This is a genomic window from Rheinheimera aquimaris, from assembly GCF_020531985.1.
Taxonomy (GTDB): Bacteria; Pseudomonadota; Gammaproteobacteria; order Enterobacterales; family Alteromonadaceae; genus Alishewanella; species Alishewanella aquimaris.
This window is the reverse complement of the sequence record NZ_JAJAVQ010000001.1, coordinates 212,273-236,843: the sequence shown is the minus strand read 5'-3', so window position 1 is coordinate 236,843 and position 24,571 is coordinate 212,273. Positions and strand designations below refer to the sequence as shown.

Annotated in this window: 21 protein-coding genes; 1 reads left to right on the top strand and 20 read right to left on the bottom strand. The window is 49.8% G+C overall.

Translation table 11 applies throughout. The features are described from left to right. Positions 1–14: 14 nt before the first annotated feature. The 3 genes from LHL18_RS01065 to LHL18_RS01055 are packed head-to-tail and all read right to left on the bottom strand — an operon-like array spanning position 15 to position 2,772. Positions 15–1,508 (bottom strand): sodium:solute symporter family protein, encoded by a 1,494-nt coding sequence (locus LHL18_RS01065; protein ID WP_226765423.1) that lies wholly within the window; start codon positions 1,506–1,508, stop codon positions 15–17. 1 nt (position 1,509) lies between these two features. Beyond that, complete coding sequence (locus tag LHL18_RS01060) at positions 1,510–1,902, bottom strand: RidA family protein (RefSeq protein ID WP_134054800.1); 393 nt, start codon at positions 1,900–1,902, stop codon at positions 1,510–1,512. A gap of 6 nt (positions 1,903–1,908) precedes the next feature. After that, positions 1,909–2,772, bottom strand: a complete 864-nt coding sequence (locus LHL18_RS01055) for a MurR/RpiR family transcriptional regulator (RefSeq protein WP_134054802.1) — start codon at positions 2,770–2,772, stop codon at positions 1,909–1,911. Between the two features lie 190 nt (positions 2,773–2,962). On the opposite strand from LHL18_RS01055, the gene LHL18_RS01050 reads away from it, so the two are divergent. Further along, complete coding sequence (locus tag LHL18_RS01050) at positions 2,963–4,186, top strand: amino acid deaminase (protein ID WP_226765422.1); 1,224 nt, start codon at positions 2,963–2,965, stop codon at positions 4,184–4,186. Here the strand turns inward: LHL18_RS01050 and LHL18_RS01045 are convergent. The 17 genes from LHL18_RS01045 to galU all read right to left on the bottom strand — a co-directional run bounded on the left by LHL18_RS01045 (position 4,183) and on the right by galU (position 24,440). Beyond that, on the bottom strand, positions 4,183–4,926 hold the full coding sequence (locus LHL18_RS01045; RefSeq protein WP_226765421.1) for a tyrosine-protein phosphatase: 744 nt from the start codon (positions 4,924–4,926) through the stop codon (positions 4,183–4,185). The two genes, LHL18_RS01050 and LHL18_RS01045, sit on opposite strands and share 4 nt — an antisense overlap. Positions 4,927–4,938: 12 nt before the next feature. Beyond that, a complete protein-coding gene (locus LHL18_RS01040; RefSeq protein WP_226765420.1) occupies positions 4,939–7,101 on the bottom strand; it encodes a GumC family protein in 2,163 nt (720 codons plus the stop codon). A 2-nt stretch (positions 7,102–7,103) separates the two neighbouring features. After that, positions 7,104–7,619, bottom strand: a complete 516-nt coding sequence (locus LHL18_RS01035) for a polysaccharide biosynthesis/export family protein (protein WP_226765419.1) — start codon at positions 7,617–7,619, stop codon at positions 7,104–7,106. 8 nt (positions 7,620–7,627) lie between these two features. Further along, a complete protein-coding gene (locus LHL18_RS01030; RefSeq protein WP_226765418.1) occupies positions 7,628–8,827 on the bottom strand; it encodes an outer membrane beta-barrel protein in 1,200 nt (399 codons plus the stop codon). Positions 8,828–8,839: 12 nt separating this feature from the next. After that, positions 8,840–10,237: an undecaprenyl-phosphate glucose phosphotransferase gene (locus LHL18_RS01025; protein WP_226765417.1), complete on the bottom strand. Its 1,398-nt coding sequence runs from the start codon at positions 10,235–10,237 to the stop codon at positions 8,840–8,842. Between the two features lie 223 nt (positions 10,238–10,460). Continuing rightward, complete coding sequence (locus LHL18_RS01020; protein ID WP_134054816.1) at positions 10,461–11,756, bottom strand: VpsF family polysaccharide biosynthesis protein; 1,296 nt, start codon at positions 11,754–11,756, stop codon at positions 10,461–10,463. Position 11,757: 1 nt separating this feature from the next. Then, positions 11,758–13,188 carry a lipopolysaccharide biosynthesis protein gene (locus LHL18_RS01015; protein ID WP_226765416.1) on the bottom strand — a complete coding sequence of 477 codons (1,431 nt, stop codon included), beginning with the start codon at positions 13,186–13,188 and terminating at the stop codon, positions 11,758–11,760. Next, positions 13,188–14,255 (bottom strand): acyltransferase family protein, encoded by a 1,068-nt coding sequence (locus LHL18_RS01010; RefSeq protein ID WP_226765415.1) that lies wholly within the window; start codon positions 14,253–14,255, stop codon positions 13,188–13,190. Before LHL18_RS01010 ends, LHL18_RS01015 begins: the two co-directional genes overlap by 1 nt. Beyond that, positions 14,248–15,372: an endo-1,4-beta-xylanase gene (locus tag LHL18_RS01005; protein ID WP_166670426.1), complete on the bottom strand. Its 1,125-nt coding sequence runs from the start codon at positions 15,370–15,372 to the stop codon at positions 14,248–14,250. Before LHL18_RS01005 ends, LHL18_RS01010 begins: the two co-directional genes overlap by 8 nt. A 38-nt stretch (positions 15,373–15,410) precedes the next feature. Continuing rightward, entirely contained in the window at positions 15,411–16,634 is a 1,224-nt protein-coding gene (locus LHL18_RS01000) for a glycosyltransferase (protein ID WP_226765414.1), read from the bottom strand. 14 nt (positions 16,635–16,648) lie between these two features. After that, positions 16,649–17,773, bottom strand: a complete 1,125-nt coding sequence (locus LHL18_RS00995) for a glycosyltransferase family 4 protein (RefSeq protein WP_226765413.1) — start codon at positions 17,771–17,773, stop codon at positions 16,649–16,651. Further along, on the bottom strand, positions 17,770–19,137 hold the full coding sequence (locus LHL18_RS00990) for a phosphohexomutase domain-containing protein (protein ID WP_226765412.1): 1,368 nt from the start codon (positions 19,135–19,137) through the stop codon (positions 17,770–17,772). The genes LHL18_RS00995 and LHL18_RS00990 overlap by 4 nt, the downstream gene beginning before the upstream one ends. Positions 19,138–19,141: 4 nt before the next feature. After that, positions 19,142–20,548: a mannose-1-phosphate guanylyltransferase/mannose-6-phosphate isomerase gene (locus tag LHL18_RS00985; RefSeq protein WP_226765411.1), complete on the bottom strand. Its 1,407-nt coding sequence runs from the start codon at positions 20,546–20,548 to the stop codon at positions 19,142–19,144. 22 nt (positions 20,549–20,570) lie between these two features. Continuing rightward, positions 20,571–21,602, bottom strand: coding sequence for an acyltransferase family protein (locus LHL18_RS00980; RefSeq protein ID WP_226765410.1), 1,032 nt, complete (start codon positions 21,600–21,602; stop codon positions 20,571–20,573). An 8-nt stretch (positions 21,603–21,610) separates the two neighbouring features. Then, positions 21,611–22,666, bottom strand: coding sequence for a glycosyltransferase (locus LHL18_RS00975; protein ID WP_226765409.1), 1,056 nt, complete (start codon positions 22,664–22,666; stop codon positions 21,611–21,613). Further along, positions 22,666–23,454 carry a WecB/TagA/CpsF family glycosyltransferase gene (locus LHL18_RS00970; RefSeq protein WP_226765408.1) on the bottom strand — a complete coding sequence of 263 codons (789 nt, stop codon included), beginning with the start codon at positions 23,452–23,454 and terminating at the stop codon, positions 22,666–22,668. Before LHL18_RS00970 ends, LHL18_RS00975 begins: the two co-directional genes overlap by 1 nt. Positions 23,455–23,468: 14 nt before the next feature. Next, entirely contained in the window at positions 23,469–24,440 is a 972-nt protein-coding gene (gene galU / locus LHL18_RS00965) for a UTP--glucose-1-phosphate uridylyltransferase GalU (RefSeq protein WP_226765407.1), read from the bottom strand. Positions 24,441–24,571 lie beyond the last annotated feature (131 nt).

The window sequence follows — 24,571 nt, the reverse complement described above, 5'->3', positions numbered from 1 at the left end:
AACCCTCATTGAATTCAGTACCGCTGTTCCAGCGTGACAGGGCGTCCGTTTTGCTCTTGCTGCACAACAGGGTTTAGCTCCCGCTGCGCCGTAATACGTTGTAATGCCAGATCCCGGCTTACTGCGGATGCCGGCGTCAGCAAGCTGACTAGCACTGCTGCAAAAAAAGCACAGCTGACAGCCGGAATACAGGGGTTTCCCCACAGTGCAAGCCAGAGCGGTTGGCTTAACAGCAACAGCGAGGTAAATACAGCTGTCAGCATCGCCGCCAATGCGCCCTGCCAGTTAAGCCGCTGCCAAAACCGGCCAAGTACAGCGACAACAAACATACCGGCAATCAGCGTCGCGATCATGTTGCTGATGTAGCTGATTAAATCATCGGATAGCAGAGCCAGCAGTAATGCGCAGCCTGACACTACTAGCACAGCCAGTCTGGCGTAGCGCACGGCTTTATTAACCGGCGGCATCTGCCCCGTTACTGCCTGGTATAAATCGCGGATCAGTACCGACACGGCAGCAATAGCATCTGAACTGGCAGAGGATAACGTAGCCGACAGGCCAGCCAGCAACACCAGCATTGCCAAAGCGGCTGGCAGCAACATAACGGCCACCGTACTGAAGGCAAACTGGTGATTATCCAGCTCGGGTGCCAGTGAAAATGCGGTAATACCAATGACGGCCGGTAAAGAGGCAAATAACAGATATAAACCGCCTGACAGCAAAAACGAACGCCTGACCGTATTGACGCTGCGTGCAGCATAAATACGTTGCCGAAATGACGGTGTCGCCATCACGCCCACTGCCACGACCACCGCCAGAGAAATAGCCGGCAGCAACGGCAGGCTTTTCATCTGACCGGAATGCAGCGCTTCAGTGACCAAACCAGCAAGTGGTGCTATACCACCACTAATATGCACCGCAGCGGCACTCATCACAATAAATCCACAAAACAGCAGCACAGCCATCAGACTGTCGGTCCAAACCACCGCCTTATAACCACCTATCATAACGTACAGAGTAAAGGCACCTGCGATCAGTAATTTGGAATGCAGTAAGTTTATGCCCGTGGCCCAGGATAAATAGAGGGCGCCACCAATAATATGCGCGCCGAGCCAGCCCAGTGACGCCAGGAAGATAAGCACCGCACTGCAATGCTTTACCCATTGGTTGGCACCAACGTAGTAACACAGCTCTTCGCTCATTGTCATAAAACGCAATTGCCGCAGCGGTGCAAACAGCCAGGCTGTCAGTAAAATACCAACGGCACCGCCGATACCATACAAAATGCCTCCCCAACCATGCTGATAGGCATAGCCTACAGCTCCCATACTGGTGCCGGTACCAATCATCGTCGCGACAGTGGTTCCCAGTGTCAGCGTGCCGGACACTTTACGTCCGGCCAGCAAAAAATCTTCACTGCTGCTTTGCCTGCGTGATACCAGATAACTGATGGTAATCATCAGCAACAGATACAGACCAAAACCAAGCAGAAACAGTGTGCCGTTCATATCAGCAGCGATCAGCGCGGTAACAGGTCAAATCAACCTCAACTTTACAGTCGACCACCAGGTCAGCCACCGCACAAATCCTGGCAGGTGGCGCCTCAGCAAACACCCGGCGGAATACCTGGTTAAAACTTGCAAAGTAACGCGCATCTGTCAGATACACTTTTACGTGCACAACATCCGCCAACTGATAGCCAGCCTGCTGCATAATGTCTATGCAGTTTTGCAGTGCCAGTTCCGACTGCTCAACAATACCGCCCTCAACGACCTCACCATTTCGCATGGGTGTCTGGCCTGACACATACAGCCAGCCAGCGGCTTCTACAGCTTTGGCAAAGGGCAGCTTTTGGCCACCGGTACCGGTACTTTCATCGATACCATAGCGTTTTATCGTCATAACGGTTTAGTCTCCAAGCGGCTGACGCTCGTCACCACCGCGATGGCTATCCAGCGATAGCTTGACACGGCGCAATTTGTCGCGTGATTTACGCTTATTCTGTTTAGCAACTTCGGTCGCCAGCACATCGATAATCGCCAGCATGGCGTAGCGTGAAGCCGATGGCTTATAGATAAAGTCGGTTTCCGGTGCCTGCAGACCCAGCACGATGTCGGCATTGGCAGCAAGTGCTGAGCTGGGTTTGGTAATGGCAATAACTTTGGCACCGTATTGGCGCGCTATGGCTGCAGAGTCAATGATTTCTGCTGTGTTACCGGTCAGAGAAATGGCAACAAGGACATCCTGAGGTTCAACTGCAGCAGCGGCCATTCGGGTAAGTAAACCATCCTGATAACTGCACACCGGCATACCAAAACGAAACAGTCGGTACTGCAGTTCCTGTGATCCGATAGAAGAGCCGCCGCCCATGCCGATACAAAAAATCATTCTGGCGCCTTGCAGATAACTGACTGCCAGTTTGATATCGGCCTCTACCAGCAATTTGCGGCTCAGGTCCAGCGTGTTTTTTATTGCTTCGTACACACCCTGAATACCGTCAAGATCGGGTGTTTCTTCAACAAAGCGCTGGCCGACAGCCAGCGATTGCGCCAGCTTCACTTTAAGCTGACGCACGTCTTTACAGTCAACGGTGCGGGCAAAACGCGTAACTGTTGCCTGACTTACACCGGCCTGCTCCGACAGTTTAGCGATACTCATCTCGGTTGCAGCTTTGACATTGTCCAGGATCAGCTGCGCTACCCTTTGTTCCGATTCACTCATTTCGACAAAACGTTCAGAAATGCGTGACAACACATCTATTTCGTAACTCATTACTTTTTCCGCCGGGCTGAAACCTTTAGCAATGGTGTTACAGAGTAACTTTTGCTAAAGTAACATTTCTCTAGACATAAAAGATACTTTGTACCATGCTGATGCAAAAGTAAACATTAATATCGCTTATTTACAGCAATTTACTGGTTACACTTCAATCTGGATAGCAATTAGTTAATAGCGAGATGTTATGAAGTACCAAAATTCTGGGCATAAAGCTGCAGCACCGCAGCAATTAAACCGGCAACTGAATTTACTGCAGCAGGATATCTGCCTGCCAGCGGCTGTGCTTAAGCAGTCTGCCGTTGAGCATAATTTGCAATGGATGCAACGCTTTGCCAATAGCTGTGGCGTGTCGCTTGCTCCACATGGTAAAACCAGCATGACGCCCTGGCTGTTCCAGCAGCAACTGGCCAGTGGCGCCTGGGGTATCACAGTCGCTACGGCTTATCAGGCACAAGTTGCCGCCCAGGCCGGTGCGCAGCAAATCATTCTGGCCAATCAGTTGATTGGTCGCGCCAATATGGCGTTGGTGGCAGCGGTTGTTGGCAGGGGATGTAATATTTATGTCTGTGTTGACAGTCATGCCAATGCCAGCGCGTTGTCAGCTTTTTTTGCCGCCGAAAAACTTACTTTACCGGTACTGATTGAGCTTGGTGTACCCGGTGGTCGCTGCGGTTGCCGGACTAATCAGCAGGCAACGGAGCTGGCACAACATATTGCTACCCTGCCCGGCTTAAGCCTGGCAGGTATCGAATTCTACGAGGGCGTAATAAAAAGTGATGATACCGAGCGCGATGTGCGCCAGTTTGTACAGCGTGCTGCCGCGCTGGCGAAAGCGCTGACCAGACAACAGCTGCTTAAATACCAGCAACCGCTGATAAGCGGCGCAGGCTCAGTCTGGTATGACATTGTTGCCACTGAACTTAACAAAGCTACTTTACCCGATACTATGCGTATCGTGCTTCGCCCGGGCTGTTATATCAGCCATGACAAAGGCATATACGAACAGGCGCAGCAACAGCTGATGTCGCGCAGTCATCTTGCCTGTCGTCTGGGTGACAGTTTATCCAGTGCGCTGGAGTTGGCGGCTTATGTGCAGTCTCTACCGGAACCGGGGCTGGCCGTGCTCGGCTTTGGTAAACGTGACGCGGCCTTTGACGCAGGCTTGCCGCAGGCGATTGCGGTTTACCGCGATGGTAAGTTGCTAAGCGACAAACCTAAGGGCTGCGAGACGATAAAAGTAATGGATCAGCATGCGTTCTGGCGCTACAGCGGCACTATCCAGCCCCATATTGGCGATATTGTGCTGCTCAGCACATCACATCCATGCCTGACCTTTGATAAATGGCGCAGCTTATGGCTGGTAGATGATAACTACAACCTGTTGCAGAGTGTTGATACTTTTTTTTAACTCAGTAACATGCCGCGTTCGAATACAGGCGCAGACAGCTCGGCCGGATTGCTAACGCAAAGCCGGTGCGCCTGTTCTTCCCCCTGAACCTGTTTCACATACTCAAATGCCTGCCCAAGTTTCGGGGGCCGGCGTTTAACCGAATGCGTGTCACTGGCAATGATGTGATACAACCCTTGTGTTAACCAGTGCCGGGCCAGCGCCATAACGTCCGGCCCCATATCGCCGTCAAGCGCACCAGCCGTTAGCTGAAACAAACAACCGGCTTTCATAAACGGCTTAATTCGCTCCGGTTCAGCCAGCAAATCGCGGTTGCGCTCCGGATGCGCCAGCATCACGCTGATATTTTTCCGGCCAAGCCAGGCCAGTAACTTATCACTACCGGGTGGAACATGGCTGTGCGGCAACTCCAGCAGCACGATATTTCGTCCCTGATACTGCCCGATAAACGGTAACTTGCCCTGTTCAACCAGCGGCAGCATTTCACTGCTGATACGCACTTCAGCTGCAGCTGCAACACTGATGTTGATATGTTGCTCACTGGCAGCCTGACGTAAGCAGTCCAGGGCGTGCTTGATGCCAGCAGCACTGTTATCGTAACGGCCCGGGTTAATATGGGGAGTGGCAAGCATATGACTTATCCCCTGCTCTGCGGCAAGGCGCAGTAACTGCAGCGACTCGGCCATATCACGGCTGCCATCATCTATTCCCGGCAAAATATGGTTATGTAAATCAAACATTAGATTGAGCCTTTAAGCGCCGTAATTGCCATAGTAAGGCTCCGCTTTGTCACTTTTAACCTGATTGAGCACCACGCCATACATTCGGGCATGCGCCTGATGCAGCTGACCTAATGTATGTTTAATCACAGGAATGCGTGTGCGCTCGGCTTTAACCACCAGCACAACAGCATCTGCCAGCGGTGCCAGTAGCAGAGGATCGCTTACCGCCTGCACCGGCGCCGTGTCTATGATGATTTTGTCGTACTGGCCTTTTAACTGCTGTAGCAAGCTTTGCATACCGGAACCGGCTAACAGCTCCATCGGATTCAGCGGCACTGCGCCGGCTGGCATCACATCGACTCCGTCCTGCACATCTTTAACGATACATTCTTCCAGTGAGGCAGTCTTAGCCAGCACATTCGCCAGGCCAGGCTGATAGCTTGGCAGTTTGCAACGCGCGCCAACGGCCGGTTTACGCAAGTCAGCGTCAATCAGCAGCACCCGTTCAAGCGCGGCGTAAGCAAAAGCCAGGTTCATACTGACAGTGGTTTTACCCTCTTGCGGTACAGATGAGGTGACCTCAATCACTTGCAGCGGTTTATCAAGGGCCATTAAGGACATTGCTGTACGAATATTACGTACAGCCTCACTGTAACGGCGCTGCTTCGGATCAAAATATGCCAGGCTGCGCAGTTGCTCGTTTTTCTTTTTCTTGCTTCTGGGTAAATGCCCCAGCGCGCATTGCGCCAGTTCCTGCTCAGCGTCAGCGGTGTTTTTAATCGTGTCGTTAAACGCATCCTGTAACAGCGCCAAGACTGTGCCAAGCAACAGGGTGCTGACGAACGTCAGCATGACAATCATCTTTTTATTCGGTTTAACCGGTTCCGACGGCAGCACTGCTCTATCGGTAAAGCGGGCTATCGGCGCATCAAAATCACCGGTGACCTCAGTCTCTTTTTGCCGGGCAAAAAAGCTTTCGAACAACAGCTGATTGGTTTCAACCTCACGCTGCAACCTGCGGTAATCTGACTCAACCGACCCTAAGCTTGAAAACGCCGTTTTAGTGCGGTTGAATTGCTGCTCCAGAGCCGCCAGCCGGCGTGCTGCGCTTTGGGCCTCTTTTTCAATCCCCTCGATCAAACGGCCGATCTGCTGACGTAAGCTGTTGTTTACTGTTAACAACTCGGCCTGAACCGCAATCATCTTGGGATGTTTGGGCCCATATACTTTGCTCAGCTCCGAGAACTTACGCTCGACCGCCATCACTTCACGCTTTACATTCTGTACCGACGGGTGCGACGTTATCTCAGGCAAGCTTTCTAAGCCGGCAATATCATGTTGGTCAAACTGCCTGACCAGGGCAAGAAAGCCTTCGGCTTTGGTTTTCTTTGAGCGCGCATCGGTAAGCTCTTCATTCAGGCGTTCCAGCTCTCTGGCATCTAATGCCGTCACCCCTTCAACATCGACCAGGTTATGCTCAGCGCGAAATGCCTCCAGCCTGGCTTCTGACTGCTCCAGTCGCTCACGTAGCTCACCCAGCCGGCCGCCTAGCCAGCTGTTTGCTTTTTGTGTTATCCCTAACCGGGCATCAAGCTGACTGGCGATATAAGCTTCACCAATGGCATTGGCAACCGACTGTGCCAGGCGCGGATCTGAAGATTGAAAGCTGAGATTAACCAGCTGTGTTTTGCGCACCGGGCTGATCTGAATGCTGCGGCTAAAACCGTCAAGCCGGCGTTTACGCGTCAGTGCACTGCTAAGCTCGCTGTCCGCAACAACCTCTTCTTTAATACCCAGCTGTGTTTTAACAAAGTTCATCGCCTGACGATACAAGGTGGGCTTACTCTGCAATGCCGGATGACCGGCTAAGCTCAGCTCATCATATACCCGTTCGGCGATAGAGCGGGACTTTAAAATTTCGAATTGGGTCAGGTAATACTCTTCCTGAGAAGAGTTAAAGCCATACACCTCTTCAATTTTTATTGCCCGTGCAGCCTGAGCCTCAATCAACAAAGTGGCTGTAGAGCGGTAAATGGGTGTCATATTCTGCGCAATCAGTGCTGCGCAAACTGCGCTAACGATGGCGAGCAAAATAATGCGCCACTTGTAGCGGCCTATCGCTGCAAAAAGTTTACTCAGGTCAACCAGCTGTTCGCCTGATGTCAGCGGAGTGTTGGTAGAATTTACGGCCATAATCAGAAAAATCTCTGTTCAATAGTGATGGTATCGCCGGCCAGGATGCGGCTGTTCAGGTTGCCATTTTCGTGCTGGTTCTTTTGGCCTTCACGGGAGATGAGGATCTTGTCGCGTGATGCCCGCTCGGTCAGGCCCCCTGCCAGAGCTATAGCCTGGTTTACCGTCATGCCTGGCTGATAGGGGTAACCACCGGGTAGTTTGACTTCACCATGGATATAGAATGGCCGGTATTCCACCATGCCGACAAACACATTGGGTTCTACCAGATAATCACCTTTAAGGCCCTGATAAATCACATTTTCAACCTGCTTGATACTCATGCCTGTAAGCTGTAACTCACCCAGGAACGGATAATTAATGGTGCCGCTGTCTGTCAGGCGGGTTTGCAATTCCAGATCTTCCTGACCATATACCTTGATGATAATGACATCCCCCGGTCCAAGCAGATATTGCTCTTGCGCCTTGGTTTGCCAGGCAAACAAACATAACAATATGGCGATTACGTATTTCGTCATAGTGATCCTTATAACGCTAACTGCAGATTGACAAACACTTCATTTTTATCAAAACGGATATTGTCCTGGGTAGAGTCGTTGCGGTGTAACACAACCCCGGCACCCAGCAGTAACTGTGGCATAACAGAATAGTGAGCGCTGAGTTGATAGCGCATTAGCGTGTCGCTGCGGTCAAAACCGGTATATTCATCCTCTACCCTTTTGATACCAGCGCGGGTGCTGAATAGGGGCTGCCAATTGTGGGTCCAGAACAGGCTGTAATGGGTTTCTTTGACGAAATCACCTTGCGTGTCAGGCTCTTTTGATTGACGCCCGGTGCTTAAATTAAAACGCGAGTAACTCAGCGGTGCCCACTGCAATGTCATGTCCCAGGCGACACCGGAAAAGTCCTGTCGTAGCGGGTTGTCAAACTGCCGGTTCTGATAGCCAACCCGAAGCTCTGCCGCCGTCAGCTCGCTTGGCTGCCAGCGCCCACCGATGCGGTAGTTGGTTGTATCGCTGTCCCGGCTGCCAGTGACGTCGGTCAGGTCATAACGGGTATACACCTGATTCACTTCGGCCAGTAAATGTGTACTGGCACCGGTATTATAAAATAGCTCTGTCCCGACTTTGGTACTGTCGTAATTTCTGAACTGCGTCAGATCTTCATAGTTCTGATACTGTTTATCATAATAACCGGCAAACAGACGCCATTGCGCACGACCACTCCGGGTGCCATATTCATAGGCACCGTTCAGGCGAAAATTACGTAGCTCTGCCGGTTCGCTCAATTGATTACCCTGTCCTTCAGTAATGCCGGTACCACGGGCTTCATGTGCACCAGCATAACTTGCTGAAATATCAAAACGGTGGCGACTTGACAGCTCAAGCAATGCTGATGTCTGAGCCTGCCAATCGAGATAATTATCATCTTTACTGCTTAAGTAACTACCCGAGACCAGTTTAACCAGAGCCCGGTACTGATTCGGGCCGGACAGCAGCTGCGCGCTAAGCTCAGGTGTCAGTATGGATATCCAGCTGCTTTGCTCGTTAGCTGCGGTATTGGCAATATTGTCATCATGACGCATTTCAAAATCCAGCTGCGGGGTAAAATCGACTCCCGAAGCTGTTTTAATCGGCGTTGTCATCAGCTGTTGTGCTGACAGCGGTATACTATTGAGAAATAGTAATGCCAGCAGCGGCTGGCATAATCCAGAGTGTTGAGACATTAACGTATCCTGTTAGTAGGCATTTTTATCAACAAAGCCTTTAAATACCGTTTTAAATACGATGCTGACATCAAACAGCAGCGACCAGTTTCGGATATAGTCCAGATCGTATTTCACCCGCATTTCCATTTTTTCCAGCGTGTCCGTTTCACCACGCCAGCCGTTTATCTGCGCCCAACCGGTAATACCGGGTCTGACTTTATGCCGCAACATATAAAAGGCGACTTGTTTACGGTACTCTTCGTTATGCGCAACGGCATGTGGCCTTGGGCCAACAACTGACATTTCGCCCAGTAGCACATTGAAAAACTGCGGTAACTCATCCAATGACGTCCGGCGTAAAAACGCTCCGACCGGCGTAATACGCTTGTCATTACGTTTGGCCTGTATTACAGCGCCGCCGTTTTCCATCACTTTCATCGAACGAAACTTATAGACACCTATTTTTTTTCCATCCAGACCATATCTGTCCTGACGGAATAACACAGGCCCGCTTGACGTAAGCTTAACAGCCAGTGCAATCAGGATTAAAAGCGGAGATATTAATAACAACACAGTGCTGCTAAACAATAAGTCAAAACTGCGTTTGTAAAAACTCTGAAAACCAAACATAGGAGATTCAAACACACTCAGCGTATCGATGTTACCGACATTACCGATACGGGCATGCATCAGGTTTTTCAGCAGAAATTCCGGCACCATCAACACATCAACTGTCGTGTCTCCAAGCCGGCTGATAATATCTGCTATGCGTTTTTCTGCCATCATCGGCAAGCAGATATACAACTTGGCAATTTTGCCCCGCCGCGCCATCTTTACCGCAGCTTCTACATCACCGAGCAGTGCTTCTGTTGGCATGTCTTCAAGCCTTTCAGGTGTCCGGTCATCATAAAAGCCAATGCAGTTAAAACCTAACTCAATGTGCTGAGCCATTTCTTCGCGCAGCGCGATACCTGATGGCGTCAGCCCTATAATCGCCACCTGTTGCAGGCTCAAACCACGTTTGCGGCGCCAGGTTTTTATCGCGCGGGCAACCAGGCGCCACAGGATCAGCACAGATAAACCTGCTACATAAGACGTACTTAACACCAGTCGGGAGAATGTTTCTGCTTCTTTTAACAGGAATAGCCCGGCGACGATCAGTAAGAATGACACCGTATGAATAACGGCGACATGCACCAGCATGCGTGAAAACCGGCCCGCGCGCCACGAGCGGTACAACTGCACCGATTCAGCCAGATAAGAGTAGATAGCCAAAGAGGCACTGAGTAACAGCAGGTATTCTTTGTCAAAAGGCACCTGGTACACATACAAGCAGCTAAGAAATACGGCTACCAGAATCATCAGATCGATTAACCGGTATACTACTGATGAGCCCGAATGCTCATAACGGAATATTGAGTTAGTCATGGTTTCTGCTCCGCATTAGTTCAGCTTCACAGAATATGGGGGGTGCCGGGCCGGACTGCAGCTATGCACACCTCGGATATTCTGCATCGCTACTAAACTACTGCGTCCACAGCAACAGTGACAAACGAACATTTATAACCTGTTGGGTTATAATTTTTCACTCGTAATTAATACTTTATTCAACATTATGTTCACATTTTGTTCAGCTTGGCGTGCTATAGCGTCAGCCGGTAATTGCACCGTGGCGGACATCATGCTCTTCGGCAAACAGCAACAATGTCATTATTAATGCTGCACTTAACATAATGGTTTTGCCAGATATCCCAGTGCCGGAGCTCCATGCGATAACAGCATATAGCCACGGGAAAATAAGCAACGCTGATAGCTTGCGATATAAATGACTAAGATTCAGATAAAGTGCGTACAGCAGAAAACCGGACAACAACGCCCCGTAAGTAAGCGTCAGTGCTATCCAGCCAATTTCAATACCGTAGCGCGAACCGTACAGCAGTACCTTAGCGGCTAAACTACGGTCTATATCGCCAAGCAGTATGTTTATAAGCGGGGTATCAAGCATTATTTCAATGGCAATAAGCCGGGTTGACGCACTGCCCTGGTCATCCTCCATTCTGCTAAGTACCGGATCCAGTAAACCGGCTAAATAAGCCGCATACAACAGTAAAGGCAGTAGCAGTAGCGAGGATAACAAATACAACAAAGCATTTCGCGACATAGCGCGGCGCTGCAGGCTTTGCGCACCTTTGATACTAAGCATCAACAATAGCACTAGCAGAAAAGCCAGAATAGAGCCGCGACCGCCGAAAAGTGGCAACGCAACTAACAACATTACTGCGGTTAAGCTTTCCCCTAACGACACTCTGGCAAACAGAAAGCGCGCGCCAAAACACACCAGAAAGAACCCGCTTAACATGGTACTTGTTAGTGGATGTCCCATAAGTCCGGCAGAACGCACCTGCCCCCAGTGAGATGTATCTATGACGTCACCACTGCTGATATCGGTCAGTACCAGAGGCGCAATCAACCCGCCGGTTAAATATTCATATACGCCAACCGCCGCATTGGCGAACAACAACAACAGTAATATCTGTTTAAGCTGTAACAAACGTTTCAGGCTTTGTGCTTTTAACAGCATGACAAAAAGTGCTGCGCTAACATAACTTACAATAGCCGAAGACAAAGGCCGGCCGAGCAAAATATCCTGCAGTAACAAGCAAACTGCAGCGGCAAGTAGCAAGAAGTGGCTGCGCAGCAACGTAAGCGAATACAATTGCTGTATGCCACCTCGGTACAAAGCCCAGATCATCATGCTTAACAATAACAGGTAGCTTGACGGGTGGATCTTTTGCAGTGGGCTGCCACCGGGAGAGTCATAAGAAATACCAAACAGGTACAACACATTACCCGATAAACTGAACAAGGCGATTATCGCCAGCGCCAATACCAGTAAACTGAGCTGCGGAGCAGGCATTAGCATATTACGCTGAAAAATATCTGGCATATTAACCCGCAGAATGACGAAGCCGTATCAGGCCGCTGATATCTTGTCTGAACATCAGCAGCATAAGTGCAGTGTACGACAGCGCGCCAACAAATATTTTCAGCGCCAGTGCAGTAACAGCAGTTGCCGCTGACACCTTGTCAACCAGTAAAAACATCACCGTCACAGCAAACACCGTTTTCAGTATATTGATATACGGCAAACAGACTCGGGCACTGAGCACCAGCCACAATACAATACCACCAATACCTGCCGCCAGAGCAACAGCAGTGGCCATAGCACCACCTTGTATCCCAAACAGATTAACCATGAAAAAGCACAATCCTACTACCGCGATAGCCATAGCTGTGTCGTAAATAAAAATGCTGGCTGTCTTTTTGTGAATAAAAAAGTAATGGTTCAGATAACCATTTTTGATTGCTTCTATACCACCGGCCAGCAATGCCCACGGCATAACCTGCATCGTCGCCTCAACGAAGCGCTGTTCCACCAGCACAGGCACCAGCACAGGCATAATAGTGTACAGGCCAAGCAAACCGGGGAGCAGAACGACTAACAGCAGCAACAGATTTTGCTGAAGCTGAGCAACCGCTGCCTGTTGCCCTTGTTCATGTACCAGCTTAAATAATAGTGGCAGTGCAGCAGGCGTCACCATCATCGTAATCAGCGACGCAATACGCAGGCCAAGCCCTACACCCACTGCGTAAAGCCCCGCCTGCTCCAGGCTCAAAGTCCCGGCAATGAAGTAACGCGGGTATTGCAGGATCAACCAGGCACACAAGGCAGCACCTATCATCGGCAAACCATAATGCAGTGCTTGCTTAACGGTTTGAGAGTCAGGCTGCCAGCTAAGTCTGATCTGCTGTCGCTGATGCGCCAGTACTGTCGCCAGCATTTCGCCTAATACATACCCCAGTAAAGGGTAAAGCGGATCGCTACCAAACTGATACAGTAATGCTACGCCAATAAAAAGCCCGACAAAGGGCCCGATACTGGTCAATATCGAATAGCGCAGAATTTGCTGCTCCAGCGATGCTATCGCAGCATTAAAATTATTACGCGCCCGAAAAACTGCATATAATGCAACCAGAACACACACTGTTGGGCTGGCAGCGTTATCGACAAACAACACTAAGTTCAACAAGGCTGCCGTTACCATGATCGCAGATGAAACAGCGATAACACAGCGGGATGTCTGCCAGAAAGAAGTTAGCTGGTTATGCTGCTTGAAATGGCCATACTCCCGCATCGCATAGTGCATCCACCAGTTTACGAACATCGCCATTGCCAGTTCCTGAAACGCCGTAATAAGCGTGATGTAACCAATCAGCTTCTCATCAGCAAAATAGGTCCAGAGAATAATAGACAGAAACTGTGACAGCGGCGCAAGCACCTGCGATGGCAGATATTTTAGCGTATTAGAAATCAGCATTATCGGGTTACTCCGACACCTGCATTCAGCGGTTCAAAACAATAGCGCAGCAACACCACTCTGCGTATACACCAGCCTGCTGCGACCGAAAGCACAACGCTGCCCACCAGCACAGTACCTTGCTGCCACAGTGCCGCGTTACCAAGGTGGCGGCTGAGCACCTGCTGCAAAAAAACGTGGAAAATTAAAATATACAAGCTGTACCGGCCACACAGCGTAAACGCTTTGCTCAGCAGCGGAACCTGGCTTAGCAGTAAAGCAAATTGCAATAGCATGAAACAGCCGGGCAAGATAATGACGGGTAATAATAGTGCGGGTGTATACAGCCGAAGGTTAAAATCCACCGCTGCATTTAACAGATAAACCAGTGCGCAGAATAACGCAGTAAACCCAATTAGTTTTATCAGGCTAAACTGTGCCTGCACAAACTGCTGGCGCAACAGATAGCCCAGTGCAAAATACCCCAGCGACACCGGGGCAAAATCTGCCCCCCACGGCAAACCGGTATGTAATAAACCAGCAGCAGTGGCAAATACATGTATCTGCATAATATTCAGCACGGCACCGGCAACGATAAGCCACACTACTGTAATCAGATACTGCTGCCAGTGTTGCAAACGCCGGAACGCTGCGTGGCCAAGAGTCAGTGCTGCCAGCGAGTACAATAAAAACAAATGCGGTAAGAACCACAAAGGTGTCCAGGCGATAGTCTGGCCATTACCGTACAGCATACCTGACAGATAACTGAGCAGATCACCGCCGGCAAGCCATTGCTTTATGCCTATTGCTGTCAGTACGAAAAAATAGGGGCTTAACAGCACAATGCTTTTTTTGCGACAGTAGTGCATCAGATTTGACGGCGGTGCAAAAAATAACCCTGCCAGCAAAAAGAAAAACGGCATTCTGACAACGCCTAACGCTTCTGCAGCGACATGCATGTCAGCCAGCGCGCTGTGGCCAAAGGCAACCAATACAATACTGAGCCCACGTGCCAGGGCAATATGACTGTAATGTGGTTTGGCGTTTAATGTCGCGCCTATGGGGGGTATAACAGAGATATTAGTCATTTCGCGGTATCGCCAGCGCCTGGGCAATCGCATGGTAGGCCGGTTTTACCTGCATCTCGCGATCAAACGGCAGCACCCTGACCTGACGCTCCTGCCGGCCCTGATAGAACGAATATTTATCACTTAACTGCCAGGTCTGAATAATTTCAATGCCGGGTTGTTGCAACAGCTCCTGCAAAAAATCAGAATATACTGCCGCAACGTGTTGATCGCGCTCAGCGATATCATCGGCAAAGATCTGATCGTTAACATCAAGTTCAGTGACATAGATTGGCAGTCCGCGCTGCTGAATCTGCTCGACTAATTGCAAAAAGGCATCCATATCCAGATTATCCGGTGCCAGGTGGCATTGCAGCCCTATCGCATCAATCGGTGTGCCTTGTTCCAGCAACTGATCAAGCATCGGCAAAAATGCGGCTCTGAGTCCACGGCCCCAATGGTCTGCACGCTCAAGCCAGGCTTCGTTCAGCACACGCTTAGCCGCCGGATCTGTGCGCGCTGTCACTTCAAAGGCCCGTTTGATATACGCCGGCCCCATTGCTCGGAACCACGGCCCGGAGCGCAGGCCAAACTCTTTATTGTGGCCCGGCCACATCGGCTCATTAACCACATCCCAGGAATGAAACTTTCCGGCATAGCGTCCTACTACCTCTTCGATATGACGGTCCAACCAATAGGCAACATGACTGGGAGCGGCTTGTTTCAGCCACTCCGGGTTCCATTCGTTCCAAATTAACGTATGCCCGCGGATTGGAAGCCCGGCAGACTGGCAAAATGCAACCAACTGGTCTGCCTTGTAATAATTTATCGACTCTTCACGCCACCTTAGTGTGGCAAACTTAAACTGATAATCTGTCGTTAAAATACCGCAATGGTGTCTTAATAATTCGCCATACTGAGGGTCGTTAACCGACGCCATATCAAAGGCGCTACCAAACATCCGGCCTGACGCCGCGGCTATCTGATGTAACGACTCCACCTCTGTCCCTGCTGACGACTGCGCCACAGCTGTCGCCGCTGCGGCCTGCCCCGTTTTAATGGCTGGTGCTTTTTTAACGGCATTTGCCATCGCTGGCGGCAGCATTGCTGCTGCACTTAAACCAAGCATACGTTGCATAAATTGTCTGCGCGAAACCATAGGTAAACCTCGTATATTTAACTTTGGGTGACGACATCTCCATTGTCAGAATGTAATTGTTGATGACGGCCAAATAATACCTGCATCTGATTACTGGCTTTGTAAGGTGCAACCATTTGGCTCACTACTTCCGGTTGCAGTTGGCCGCTGCGTATTTTCTGCCAATACTGCAACATCTGTTGAGCCAGCTGCTGCACTATTTGCTCTGAGTCTTCATTCGCCGTGAGTACTGCACCGTTTACGTCGTTATCGATCACCAGTGACAGCTGTGGCAAATTAACAGAGCATACCGGCCGGCCTGCGCACAGGGCTTCAAGCACATACACCGGCATGCCTTCAAATACCGATGTGACGATCCCCATATGCCACTGCGGCCACAGTTTTGCTACGTCAGCGGATGTTTTAAAACCATGACAGGTACTCAGGTGCGCAATGCTTGAAAACTCGGCAAAACTATGCGGTTTTGCCGCACCAACATAATGAAACTCGACCTGATCATCAGTTTGGCGGGCCAGCTCAGCTATCACTTTAAACATCATACCCGGGCGTTTAAATGTATCTAACCGTCCGACAAATGCGACCTTCAACGGCCCATCCAGCTGCAGGTAAGGTGTTGGTTTAAACAGCTGGTCGTCCACACTTACTGTCATAAAATCCGTTTTTGCTGCTGCTTTCGGATAATCGGCGCGGATCCTGTCGGTTTGCTGCTGGTTAACCGAATATACGTGCTGTGCACCATGAACTGCGTGTTTCTCATTAAACTTATGCAGAAACCAGTAGCGGCTCAGCAACGAGTCCATCGGTTGATCCGGATTAGCATCACCATGGGTTGTTAATACATAATCAAAGCCAAACAGGCGGCACAACCAGGAAAACTCATAGCGCTGAATATCAAAACTCGACGGCATTTCTTTTGCCAGGGCACGGATGCGGCCGCTGAAACGGATAAAGTTGACAAAAAATCGTAGTGTGGTTGATTGAAACAGTGACTTTGCCGCTGAGTTCACCGCTTCATGCTGACAATGCATAATCGGCATAAATAAAAAGCGCCCACCATACAACTCAACTTCTGTCAGCTCACCAAGCTTCCGCTTACCGCTGTCGTCTACTCCGATCAGTACCAGCCGCATGTCTGGCGGGCAATATTTCAGTAACTGACGTACATGGGTTTCAATACCGCCAACTTTACTGCCATAGGGATCCAGCGGATGAACTGAAAAAAGTGTTGATTTGTAAGTCATGTTGTTACCTTAAGTTAGTTTAACTGGCGTTGGCTGGCCACTGTGGCGCAGCCTAGCTGCGTAAACACCTGTTCGGTTTGTCTGGCTGCTTTGCGCCAGCTGAATCGTTTCTGATTCTGCAATGCCTTTTCTGACAGCTCACTGAACATCTTGTCATTATTTAATAAGGCATACATATGTCGGGCAAGCTCACTGGCATCTCCCGGCGGGAAATACACTGCGCCTTCACCAGCGACTTCACGCAGCACAGGGATATCTGAGGCAATAACCGGCGTACCGTGGGCCTGAGCCTCTATAACTGGCAAGCCGAACCCCTCATAACGCGACGGGAATGCCAAAAATCTGGCTTTGCGATACAAGCTGCTCAGCTCCGCGTCACTGACATAACCAATTGACACCGGCGCTACGCCATCCGGAATAGTTGCGACCATCCGGGAAAACTTACCTTCGTTGTCGGCCCCGACGTGCTTAACAACTATCTCGCGCTGGCAGCCCCGCAGCAAACCCAACGCCTTAACTAAGGTATCGGCACCTTTGTTTGGCGACACGTTTGCAACAAAAAGCCCAAAGTTCTCCCGCTGTTGTGTGTCGCTGTTGATACCCTCAGGCACATTCAGGCAAGGCCCTTCAGCAATCACAGTTGTTTTATCCGCATACCGGGGGAAATACCGCACCAGATCTCGCTGGGTATTTTCTGAAACACAGATAATATTGCTGGCAGAGCGGCAGGTTAGCGGATAGAACAGCTTCCACCACAGCCTGTGATGCGCTTTGTAAGAGGCCGGTGACACATTAAAATACAGATCATGCGTTACCGTTACTCTAGGCCAACTACCAAGAAAGCCCCCCAGAGGGTTACAGTTAAATTCGATATCAGCATGTTGCTGCTGCATGATCTTAGGCACCAGTGTTAACTGGCGTAACAGATTACGCGGCGTTGACTCAATGTAGGGAACCGATACTACCGTCAACGCAGGTGTTCTAAGTGCTGCGGGAAGGCACTCCTCATCCCACGACGTTAACAACACGTATTGATGCCTGCCGGTTTTTACCAGCTCTTCCAGCAGCGAAAATAAGTATTTGCTGATCCCGGAAATACGGTTTGCAGGTTCGAGTAAATGGTTCACCAGAATTTTCATGCTGCCACCAGTAACTTGCTGATTTCATCGGTGTAACGGCGCATCAAATCAATATCACCCCGGCTTTCCACATTCAGCCGTACTACCGGCTCCGTATTTGAGCTTCGCAGGTTAAAACGCCAGTTAGCAAACTCCAGGCTGATACCATCTGTTCTGTCCACAACCAAGGCTTCCGACAGATAATGCTGCATAACGCGCTCTATTGCCTGCTGTGGATCTGACAGCGTGAAGTTGATTTCGCCAGATGAAGGGAAAGCCGCTATGCGCTGGTCGACCAGTTCAGATAAAGGCTGGGCTTTGCGACACATTAGCTCCGCAACCAACAGCCAAGGGATCATGCCGCTGTCGCAGTACGCGAAATCACGAAAATAGTGATGTGCGCTCATTTCGCCGCCATACACCGCATCTTCCTGGCGCATACGCTCTTTAATAAAAGCGTGTCCGGTCTTGGATTGCACCGGCATGCCACCTGCCCTGATTGCCAGATCGATGGTATTCCAGGTTAAACGCGGATCATGAATGATTTTGGCGCCCTGATTTTTTTGCAGGAAAGCTTCAGCCAGTAAACCCACTATGTAATACCCTTCGATAAAGCGGCCCTGCTCGTCGAATAAAAAACAGCGGTCAAAGTCACCATCCCAGGCAATACCAAAGTCAGCTTTGTGCTCCAGCACAGCGCTGCGGGTATCGGCGCGGTTCTCCACCAACAGTGGGTTAGGTATACCATTGGGGAAAGTCGCATCAGGCTGATGGTGCACTTTAATAAAGTTCACCGGTACTTTGTGTTGGGTGAACGCCTGCTCCAGTGCATCAATAACATGGCCTGCAGCACCATTGCCGGAATTAACTACAATGTTCAAAGGTTCAAACAGCGCTAAATCAACATAACTGAGCAAGTGTTCGATATAGGCATCCACCACCGATTTTCTGCTGTATTTCCCGCGCTGCGTAACAGGCTTAAAATCGGCCTGTTCGGCAAGCTGCTGAATGGCGAACAGCCCACTATCTCCGCTGATTGGTCTGGCACCTTTTTGTACCAGCTTCATGCCGTTATAGTCGATAGGATTATGGCTGGCGGTAACTTCGATACCACCATCAACGTCAAGATAAAAGGTGGCGAAATACACCTCTTCTGTGCCAGTCATGCCAAGATCTATCACATCACTGCCTGCGTCCATCAGACCTTCTGCCAGCGCCTGTTTCAGATCCTCTGAGCTGGCGCGGACATCGCCCCCCAGCACCACTTGTTTGGGCTGAAGAAATTCGCCAAAGGCCCGGCCAATACGATAAGCAATATCGGTGTTAAGCTGCTCGCCGAGTTTGCCGCGGATATCGTAGGCTTTAAAACATGTCAGTTTTTGCATCTGATCAGGCTCTCCCGTATCGGTCTTCAAAACGCACTATGTCGTCTTCTCCCAGATAAGCGCCTGACTGTACTTCTATAAGCTCAAGTGGCACTTTGCCGGGGTTCTCCAATGCATGCACTGCGGTGATTGGTATGTAAACAGATTGGTTTTCAGTAACATACTGCTCTTTGCCATCAATAGTGACCCTGGCAGTACCAGACACCACTATCCAATGTTCTGCTCGGTGATGGTGCATTTGTACCGACAATTTTGCGCCGGGTTTTACGGTGATCCGTTTAACCTGAAAACGCTCGGCACAATCTACTGAATCGTATTTACCCCATGGCCGGTATACCTCACGGTGAAACACCGCTTCGCTGCGTCCCATCTGGGCTAATTGGTTAACAATTTGCTTAACCTGCTGGGCCTGGTCTTTGTGCGCCACCAGTACGGCATCTTTGGTGCTGATCACTACCAAATCTTTCACTCCGATAGCCGCCACCAGTTTGTCATCGCTGCGTACGTAACTGTTTTCACTGTCCAGCGCCAGTACGTCGCCACACAAAACATTGCCATCAGTATCTTTTGCCGATACCTGCCAAAGCGCTGCAAAGCCGCCGACATCATTCCAGCCGGCATCGAGCGGCACGGCAACAGCATGTTCAGTTTTTTCCATCACGGCATAATCGATAGAATCCGATGGGCAAGCTTCAAAAGCGGTTTTGTTTACCCGGACAAACTCTAAATCAGCAACTTGTTCTGTCATGGCGGCTTCACAGGCGGCATAAATATCCGGTCTGAACTTCTGTAACTGCTGCAGGTAAATATCAGCACGAAACATAAACATACCGCTGTTCCAGTAGTATTCTCCGCTTTGCAGATAAAACTCTGCAGTGCTCAAATCCGGCTTTTCAATAAAACTGTCTACCCGATACGCGTTACCTGATTTTTCACCACGTTTAATATAGCCATAGCCTGTTTCTGCACTTGACGGCACTATGCCAAAGGTAACCAGTTGTCCGCCCTGTGCCAAAGGCAAGGCTTGTTCAACTGCCTGCTGGAAAGCAGGTGTATTGTTTATTACATGATCTGCCGCCAGCACCAGCAGCACAGCTTCAGCGTGGCCCTGTTGCTTGGCTCGCAGCGCGGCAAGTGCGATTGCCGGCGCCGTATTGCGTCCTGCCGGCTCCAGCAGAATATCTGCTTTACCATTACCCAACTGCCGGATCTGCTCCGCCGCGATAAAACGATGGTCTTCATTACAGATCAGCAATGGCGTACTATGCTGCAGCCCGCTCAGGCGCAGTAATGTTTGTTGCAACATAGTGTGACGCCCTGTCAGTGGTAAAAACTGCTTGGGAAAATTACCACGCGACAGCGGCCATAAACGGGTACCTGAACCCCCGGCCATAATTACAGGTGTAAACATAACAGCTCCTTTAAAATACCCTTTACCAGCCTATTACCCGTCTGCTGTACGAACCCAGAACCTGCTTCGCACACCAGGCCAGCAACAACGTAGTAAAGAAAACCGTAAACGTCAGAACATGCCAGTACATAAAGCCGGCAAAATTGTTCTGCAGCACCCGCTTAAATACGGCAATCACAATCGGGTGCAGAAAAAATATTGCAAAACTGGCCGATGCGATAAGGTCAATCAACCGGTAACGCTTATGCCAGTAGCGTTCAAACAGTAGCAAAATTGCTACTGCCTGCATCACCTTTTCCACTAACTTCAGATCTGCACCAGCATACTCGAAAAATGCTTTGTGCGCGTTATGTGCAATACCCAACCAGGCACTTTGATACACTGACAACATCAGAGAACAGATAAGCAACAGCCACGGTAGAGCGCGATAGTTATCCTTCAACAATGCGTAGTGACGATTAAATACCATGCCAAACATGAACACAGGCAGAAAATAGACAAAACTCTGCAGCGGATTCAGATTATCTTCTGAGCGATGCACAAACATCGCGATTACCAGCAAAGCGCCAACGACAGCCAGTTGCAAAACCTGATTTTGCATGCGGTAAAACCGAACCAATAACGGCGATATTGCAAACACCAGCATTATAAAGGGTATATACCAGTATCCCGTCAGTACCCGCCCGGTCAGTAGATACTGTATAAATGGCTGAATATATTGATAATACAGGCCAGAACGTTCATCGACAAAGTATCCCGGATACTGAATAACAACCGCCAGACATATCACCGGAATCGATAGGAAAAGATAAGGTGAGGCAATATTGCGCCACTTTTTTCCGATAAAATCAGCATAACGGAACGTATTGACGTTAAGGTGTGCGAACAGAAAACCACTGATAAAAGCAAAGAAGAAGGTGCCACCGGGTATCATGTACAAATACACTTTCTCCCAGGTTTGCTCCGGGTACCAATTTGAGATCCAGAAGCAGTGGCCACAGACGATCAGAAAAATAGCCAGCGCGCGAAAATTGTTTATGCCATTGAAAAACACTGCTTACCCTACCCTGAGATCAGCGCCGCAGCATTGGCTTTATCTGCCATTGCCAGGGCATTCCAGCGCTGAATATTCAGCCTGGCAAGTTCAGCTTGCTGCTGCATCGCGGCGCTGTCCTGGCAAAATGCCAGAATTTGATCAGCTGCCCCTACAGCGTCGCCGGTATCTATCAGCAATCCGGAATTACCCAATACTTCGGCAAATACCGGTATTTTAGCCGCAACCACAGCTATACCACTGTACTGCAGCTCTAACAGCGGCAAGCCTAAACCTTCGTCATGCGACGTGGATAAATAAAAGGTCGCACTGCTTATTAACGCTCTGATCTCATCCGCACTGAGATAGCCATAGCACACCACGCCCGGGGTATTCTGCAGTAAATTGGCATCCGGCCCCCAGCCTAGCCGTCCTACAACATGCAGTTCCACCTCACTACCTGACCTGGCCCGTAGTTCATTAAGAATAGCCACAGCCGCCGCATAATTCTTACGCGGCTCTACGGTACCCAGCATTACCAACTTTAATCTGGATGGTTCAACTGTTGCATAGCGCTGTTCATCATGCTGCAACTCAAATACATTTCGTACCTGAGGCCGTAACATAATGATCTGCGCATCGGGCTGGCAAAACTGCTGTAAATCCTGCTTGGTTTTTTCTGAGTTGACGAAAAAGCGCTTTAATCTTTTTACCGCAAAAGCGAAAGACGGCCGCATATAAAGCCTTGCCTTGCGATTAAGCTCATGCTGGCGGGTCAATAGAAAAACATCATGGATATAAGGGATAAGCCTGTCATTTAACATCAGCGTTGCCAGCACCGAAGGTGGAAAACCCGGAGTGATGATTAAGCTATCTGGGTACTTAAGCGCCGCATACAAAATGCCAAACCACTGCTGTAATAGCATACCGCTGATACTACGCGACTTTAATCTGACAACCTGGCTGTTACCAAGCGCTTCATCAGAAAATAACTCTTCTGTAATGCGCTCGATACCTGTCGTTTTACGGCCTAAATGAGAACAATCAATAATGGCATCAGGCAACATCATAGAGGATGAAGACATTAGCGACTCTCCTTCGCAGTCAACCTGTATTCTGTCAGTGCTATCCGCAGAAAACTCCATGAATCAACCAGATAGCGTTTTGCTAAACGCCGCGGGTTAGAAAACAAGCGCCACGCCCATTCCATGTTCACATGTTGCACCCACTGCGGGGCCCGTTTGGCTGTACCAGCAAAAAAATCCAGCCCGGCACCAAAGCCAAAGCCATACATACCGGCAAGTTGCGCTCTGTGTTTTTGCATCCATAATTCGGATTTGGGTGCTCCGACACCAAAAAACAGATGGGTAGTAGCAACAGCCCGGATCTGCTTTAGCATTTCGTTGCTGCGCAGTGCGTCTTTTTCAAAACCAAACTCAGGTACGATAACGCGTTGTTCCGGATTGGTGTAACCTCTACCGGCTAACCAGCAACGCAAGTAATCCGCCGTGGCTTCGCTGGCACAGACAAAAAACGGTGAATGCCACACCGGGCTTAAGCTACCAAGGATGGCCGGAAATAAATCGGCACCCGTTATACGCCCCGGCGTAGCAATGTGTAACATTTTAAGCAAACTCACAACCGGAAAGCCGTCTGCGGTAACCAGCCAGGCATTTTCACAGGCATGTTTGAATTCTGGCTGTCTGCGCATTGTGACCATATGATCAACATTGGTCGTCACCACCAGTCTTAAAGCTTCATCTTCCGGTGCCAGTGACATGACACTTTGCACAATTTGTTCCTGTGACAGCAAGCAAAAAGATACGCCTGCCACAGGCTGACTTTTATGGATATGCGGTATGCTGTTTTGCATAACTTGTATCCCTCTTACACTGTTTTTAACAGCTGCAGGTGTCGCTTATCTTTATTCAGATCTGCGAAAATGCGCTCGATGGTGGCACGCAAGGGCTGAGCATATTTTTCATGCTGCAATGCGTACTCGATATTCGCCTGTATCAGCCCCAGCTTGGTGCCGCAGTCATGGCTCTTACCAATGATATGATATGCCTCTGTCTTCTCGCGTAAACACAGCTGATATATCGCGTCGGTAAGCTGTATTTCATCGCCGGCGCCGGGCGGTATATGAGCAAGCAAGTCCCAGATATGTTCTGACAGCACATAACGACCTGTAATCGCAAAATTACTTGGCGCTTCATTGACGGCAGGTTTCTCAATCATGTCAGTTATCGTTGCGCTGGTGCCGGCATTTAGGCTTGCATCATTCAAGTCAACAATACCGTACTGATTAACCATATTACCGGGTACCGGCTCGACCATAATCTGACTGGCCCCGGTTTCACTGTAGCGCGTCATCATTGCCGCCAAATTGTCTTTAGCAGGGTCGCACTGATGCTGGTCGACCAGAACATCCGGCAGCAAAATTGCAAAAGGATTGTGACCAACCACCGGGTAAGCACACATGATGGCATTTCCCAGCCCCAGCGCTACCGGTTGGCGCACTGAAATCAGAGTGACATTCTTGGGGGTGATGCTGCGAACTTCCTCGAGCAGCTGGCGCTTAACGCGTTTTTCCAGCGTAGCTTCCAGCTCAAAACTGGTATCAAAGTGGTTTTCAATACTGTTTTTTGAAGAGTGTGTTACCAGTACAATCTCCGTCATCCCGGCCGCGACAGCTTCCTGCACTACATGCTGGATCAAAGGTTTATCCAGCACCGGTAACATTTCTTTCGGAATGGCTTTTGTTGCTGGCAACATTCTCGTGCCTAAGCCCGCAACGGGAATGACCGCCTTGGTGATCTTGCTGCGGCGGGTATCACTATGTGCTGGTACTGTTTTCATAGCCTCTGCATCCTTATCCTGACAGTAAAGAAACGATTTACTGATTAATGCTTAACAACATTAAGCTTTCGGATCAGACTACAGGCGGCTGACGCGCTAAGTCAATTTTGTACAGGTGAAGTTTTTGTGAT

What these genes read in the sequence shown, in the direction of transcription:
- LHL18_RS01065 (WP_226765423.1), bottom strand. Translation starts at nt 1,508, where the DNA reads ATGAACGGCACACTGTTTCTGCTTGGTTTTGGTCTGTATCTGTTGCTG.
- LHL18_RS01060 (WP_134054800.1), bottom strand. Translation starts at nt 1,902, where the DNA reads ATGACGATAAAACGCTATGGTATCGATGAAAGTACCGGTACCGGTGGC.
- LHL18_RS01055 (WP_134054802.1), bottom strand. Translation starts at nt 2,772, where the DNA reads ATGAGTTACGAAATAGATGTGTTGTCACGCATTTCTGAACGTTTTGTC.
- LHL18_RS01050 (WP_226765422.1), top strand. Translation starts at nt 2,963, where the DNA reads ATGAAGTACCAAAATTCTGGGCATAAAGCTGCAGCACCGCAGCAATTA.
- LHL18_RS01045 (WP_226765421.1), bottom strand. Translation starts at nt 4,926, where the DNA reads ATGTTTGATTTACATAACCATATTTTGCCGGGAATAGATGATGGCAGC.
- LHL18_RS01040 (WP_226765420.1), bottom strand. Translation starts at nt 7,101, where the DNA reads ATGGCCGTAAATTCTACCAACACTCCGCTGACATCAGGCGAACAGCTG.
- LHL18_RS01035 (WP_226765419.1), bottom strand. Translation starts at nt 7,619, where the DNA reads ATGACGAAATACGTAATCGCCATATTGTTATGTTTGTTTGCCTGGCAA.
- LHL18_RS01030 (WP_226765418.1), bottom strand. Translation starts at nt 8,827, where the DNA reads ATGTCTCAACACTCTGGATTATGCCAGCCGCTGCTGGCATTACTATTT.
- LHL18_RS01025 (WP_226765417.1), bottom strand. Translation starts at nt 10,237, where the DNA reads ATGACTAACTCAATATTCCGTTATGAGCATTCGGGCTCATCAGTAGTA.
- LHL18_RS01020 (WP_134054816.1), bottom strand. Translation starts at nt 11,756, where the DNA reads ATGCCAGATATTTTTCAGCGTAATATGCTAATGCCTGCTCCGCAGCTC.
- LHL18_RS01015 (WP_226765416.1), bottom strand. Translation starts at nt 13,188, where the DNA reads ATGCTGATTTCTAATACGCTAAAATATCTGCCATCGCAGGTGCTTGCG.
- LHL18_RS01010 (WP_226765415.1), bottom strand. Translation starts at nt 14,255, where the DNA reads ATGACTAATATCTCTGTTATACCCCCCATAGGCGCGACATTAAACGCC.
- LHL18_RS01005 (WP_166670426.1), bottom strand. Translation starts at nt 15,372, where the DNA reads ATGCAACGTATGCTTGGTTTAAGTGCAGCAGCAATGCTGCCGCCAGCG.
- LHL18_RS01000 (WP_226765414.1), bottom strand. Translation starts at nt 16,634, where the DNA reads ATGACTTACAAATCAACACTTTTTTCAGTTCATCCGCTGGATCCCTAT.
- LHL18_RS00995 (WP_226765413.1), bottom strand. Translation starts at nt 17,773, where the DNA reads ATGAAAATTCTGGTGAACCATTTACTCGAACCTGCAAACCGTATTTCC.
- LHL18_RS00990 (WP_226765412.1), bottom strand. Translation starts at nt 19,137, where the DNA reads ATGCAAAAACTGACATGTTTTAAAGCCTACGATATCCGCGGCAAACTC.
- LHL18_RS00985 (WP_226765411.1), bottom strand. Translation starts at nt 20,548, where the DNA reads ATGTTTACACCTGTAATTATGGCCGGGGGTTCAGGTACCCGTTTATGG.
- LHL18_RS00975 (WP_226765409.1), bottom strand. Translation starts at nt 22,666, where the DNA reads ATGTCTTCATCCTCTATGATGTTGCCTGATGCCATTATTGATTGTTCT.
- LHL18_RS00970 (WP_226765408.1), bottom strand. Translation starts at nt 23,454, where the DNA reads ATGCAAAACAGCATACCGCATATCCATAAAAGTCAGCCTGTGGCAGGC.
- galU (WP_226765407.1), bottom strand. Translation starts at nt 24,440, where the DNA reads ATGAAAACAGTACCAGCACATAGTGATACCCGCCGCAGCAAGATCACC.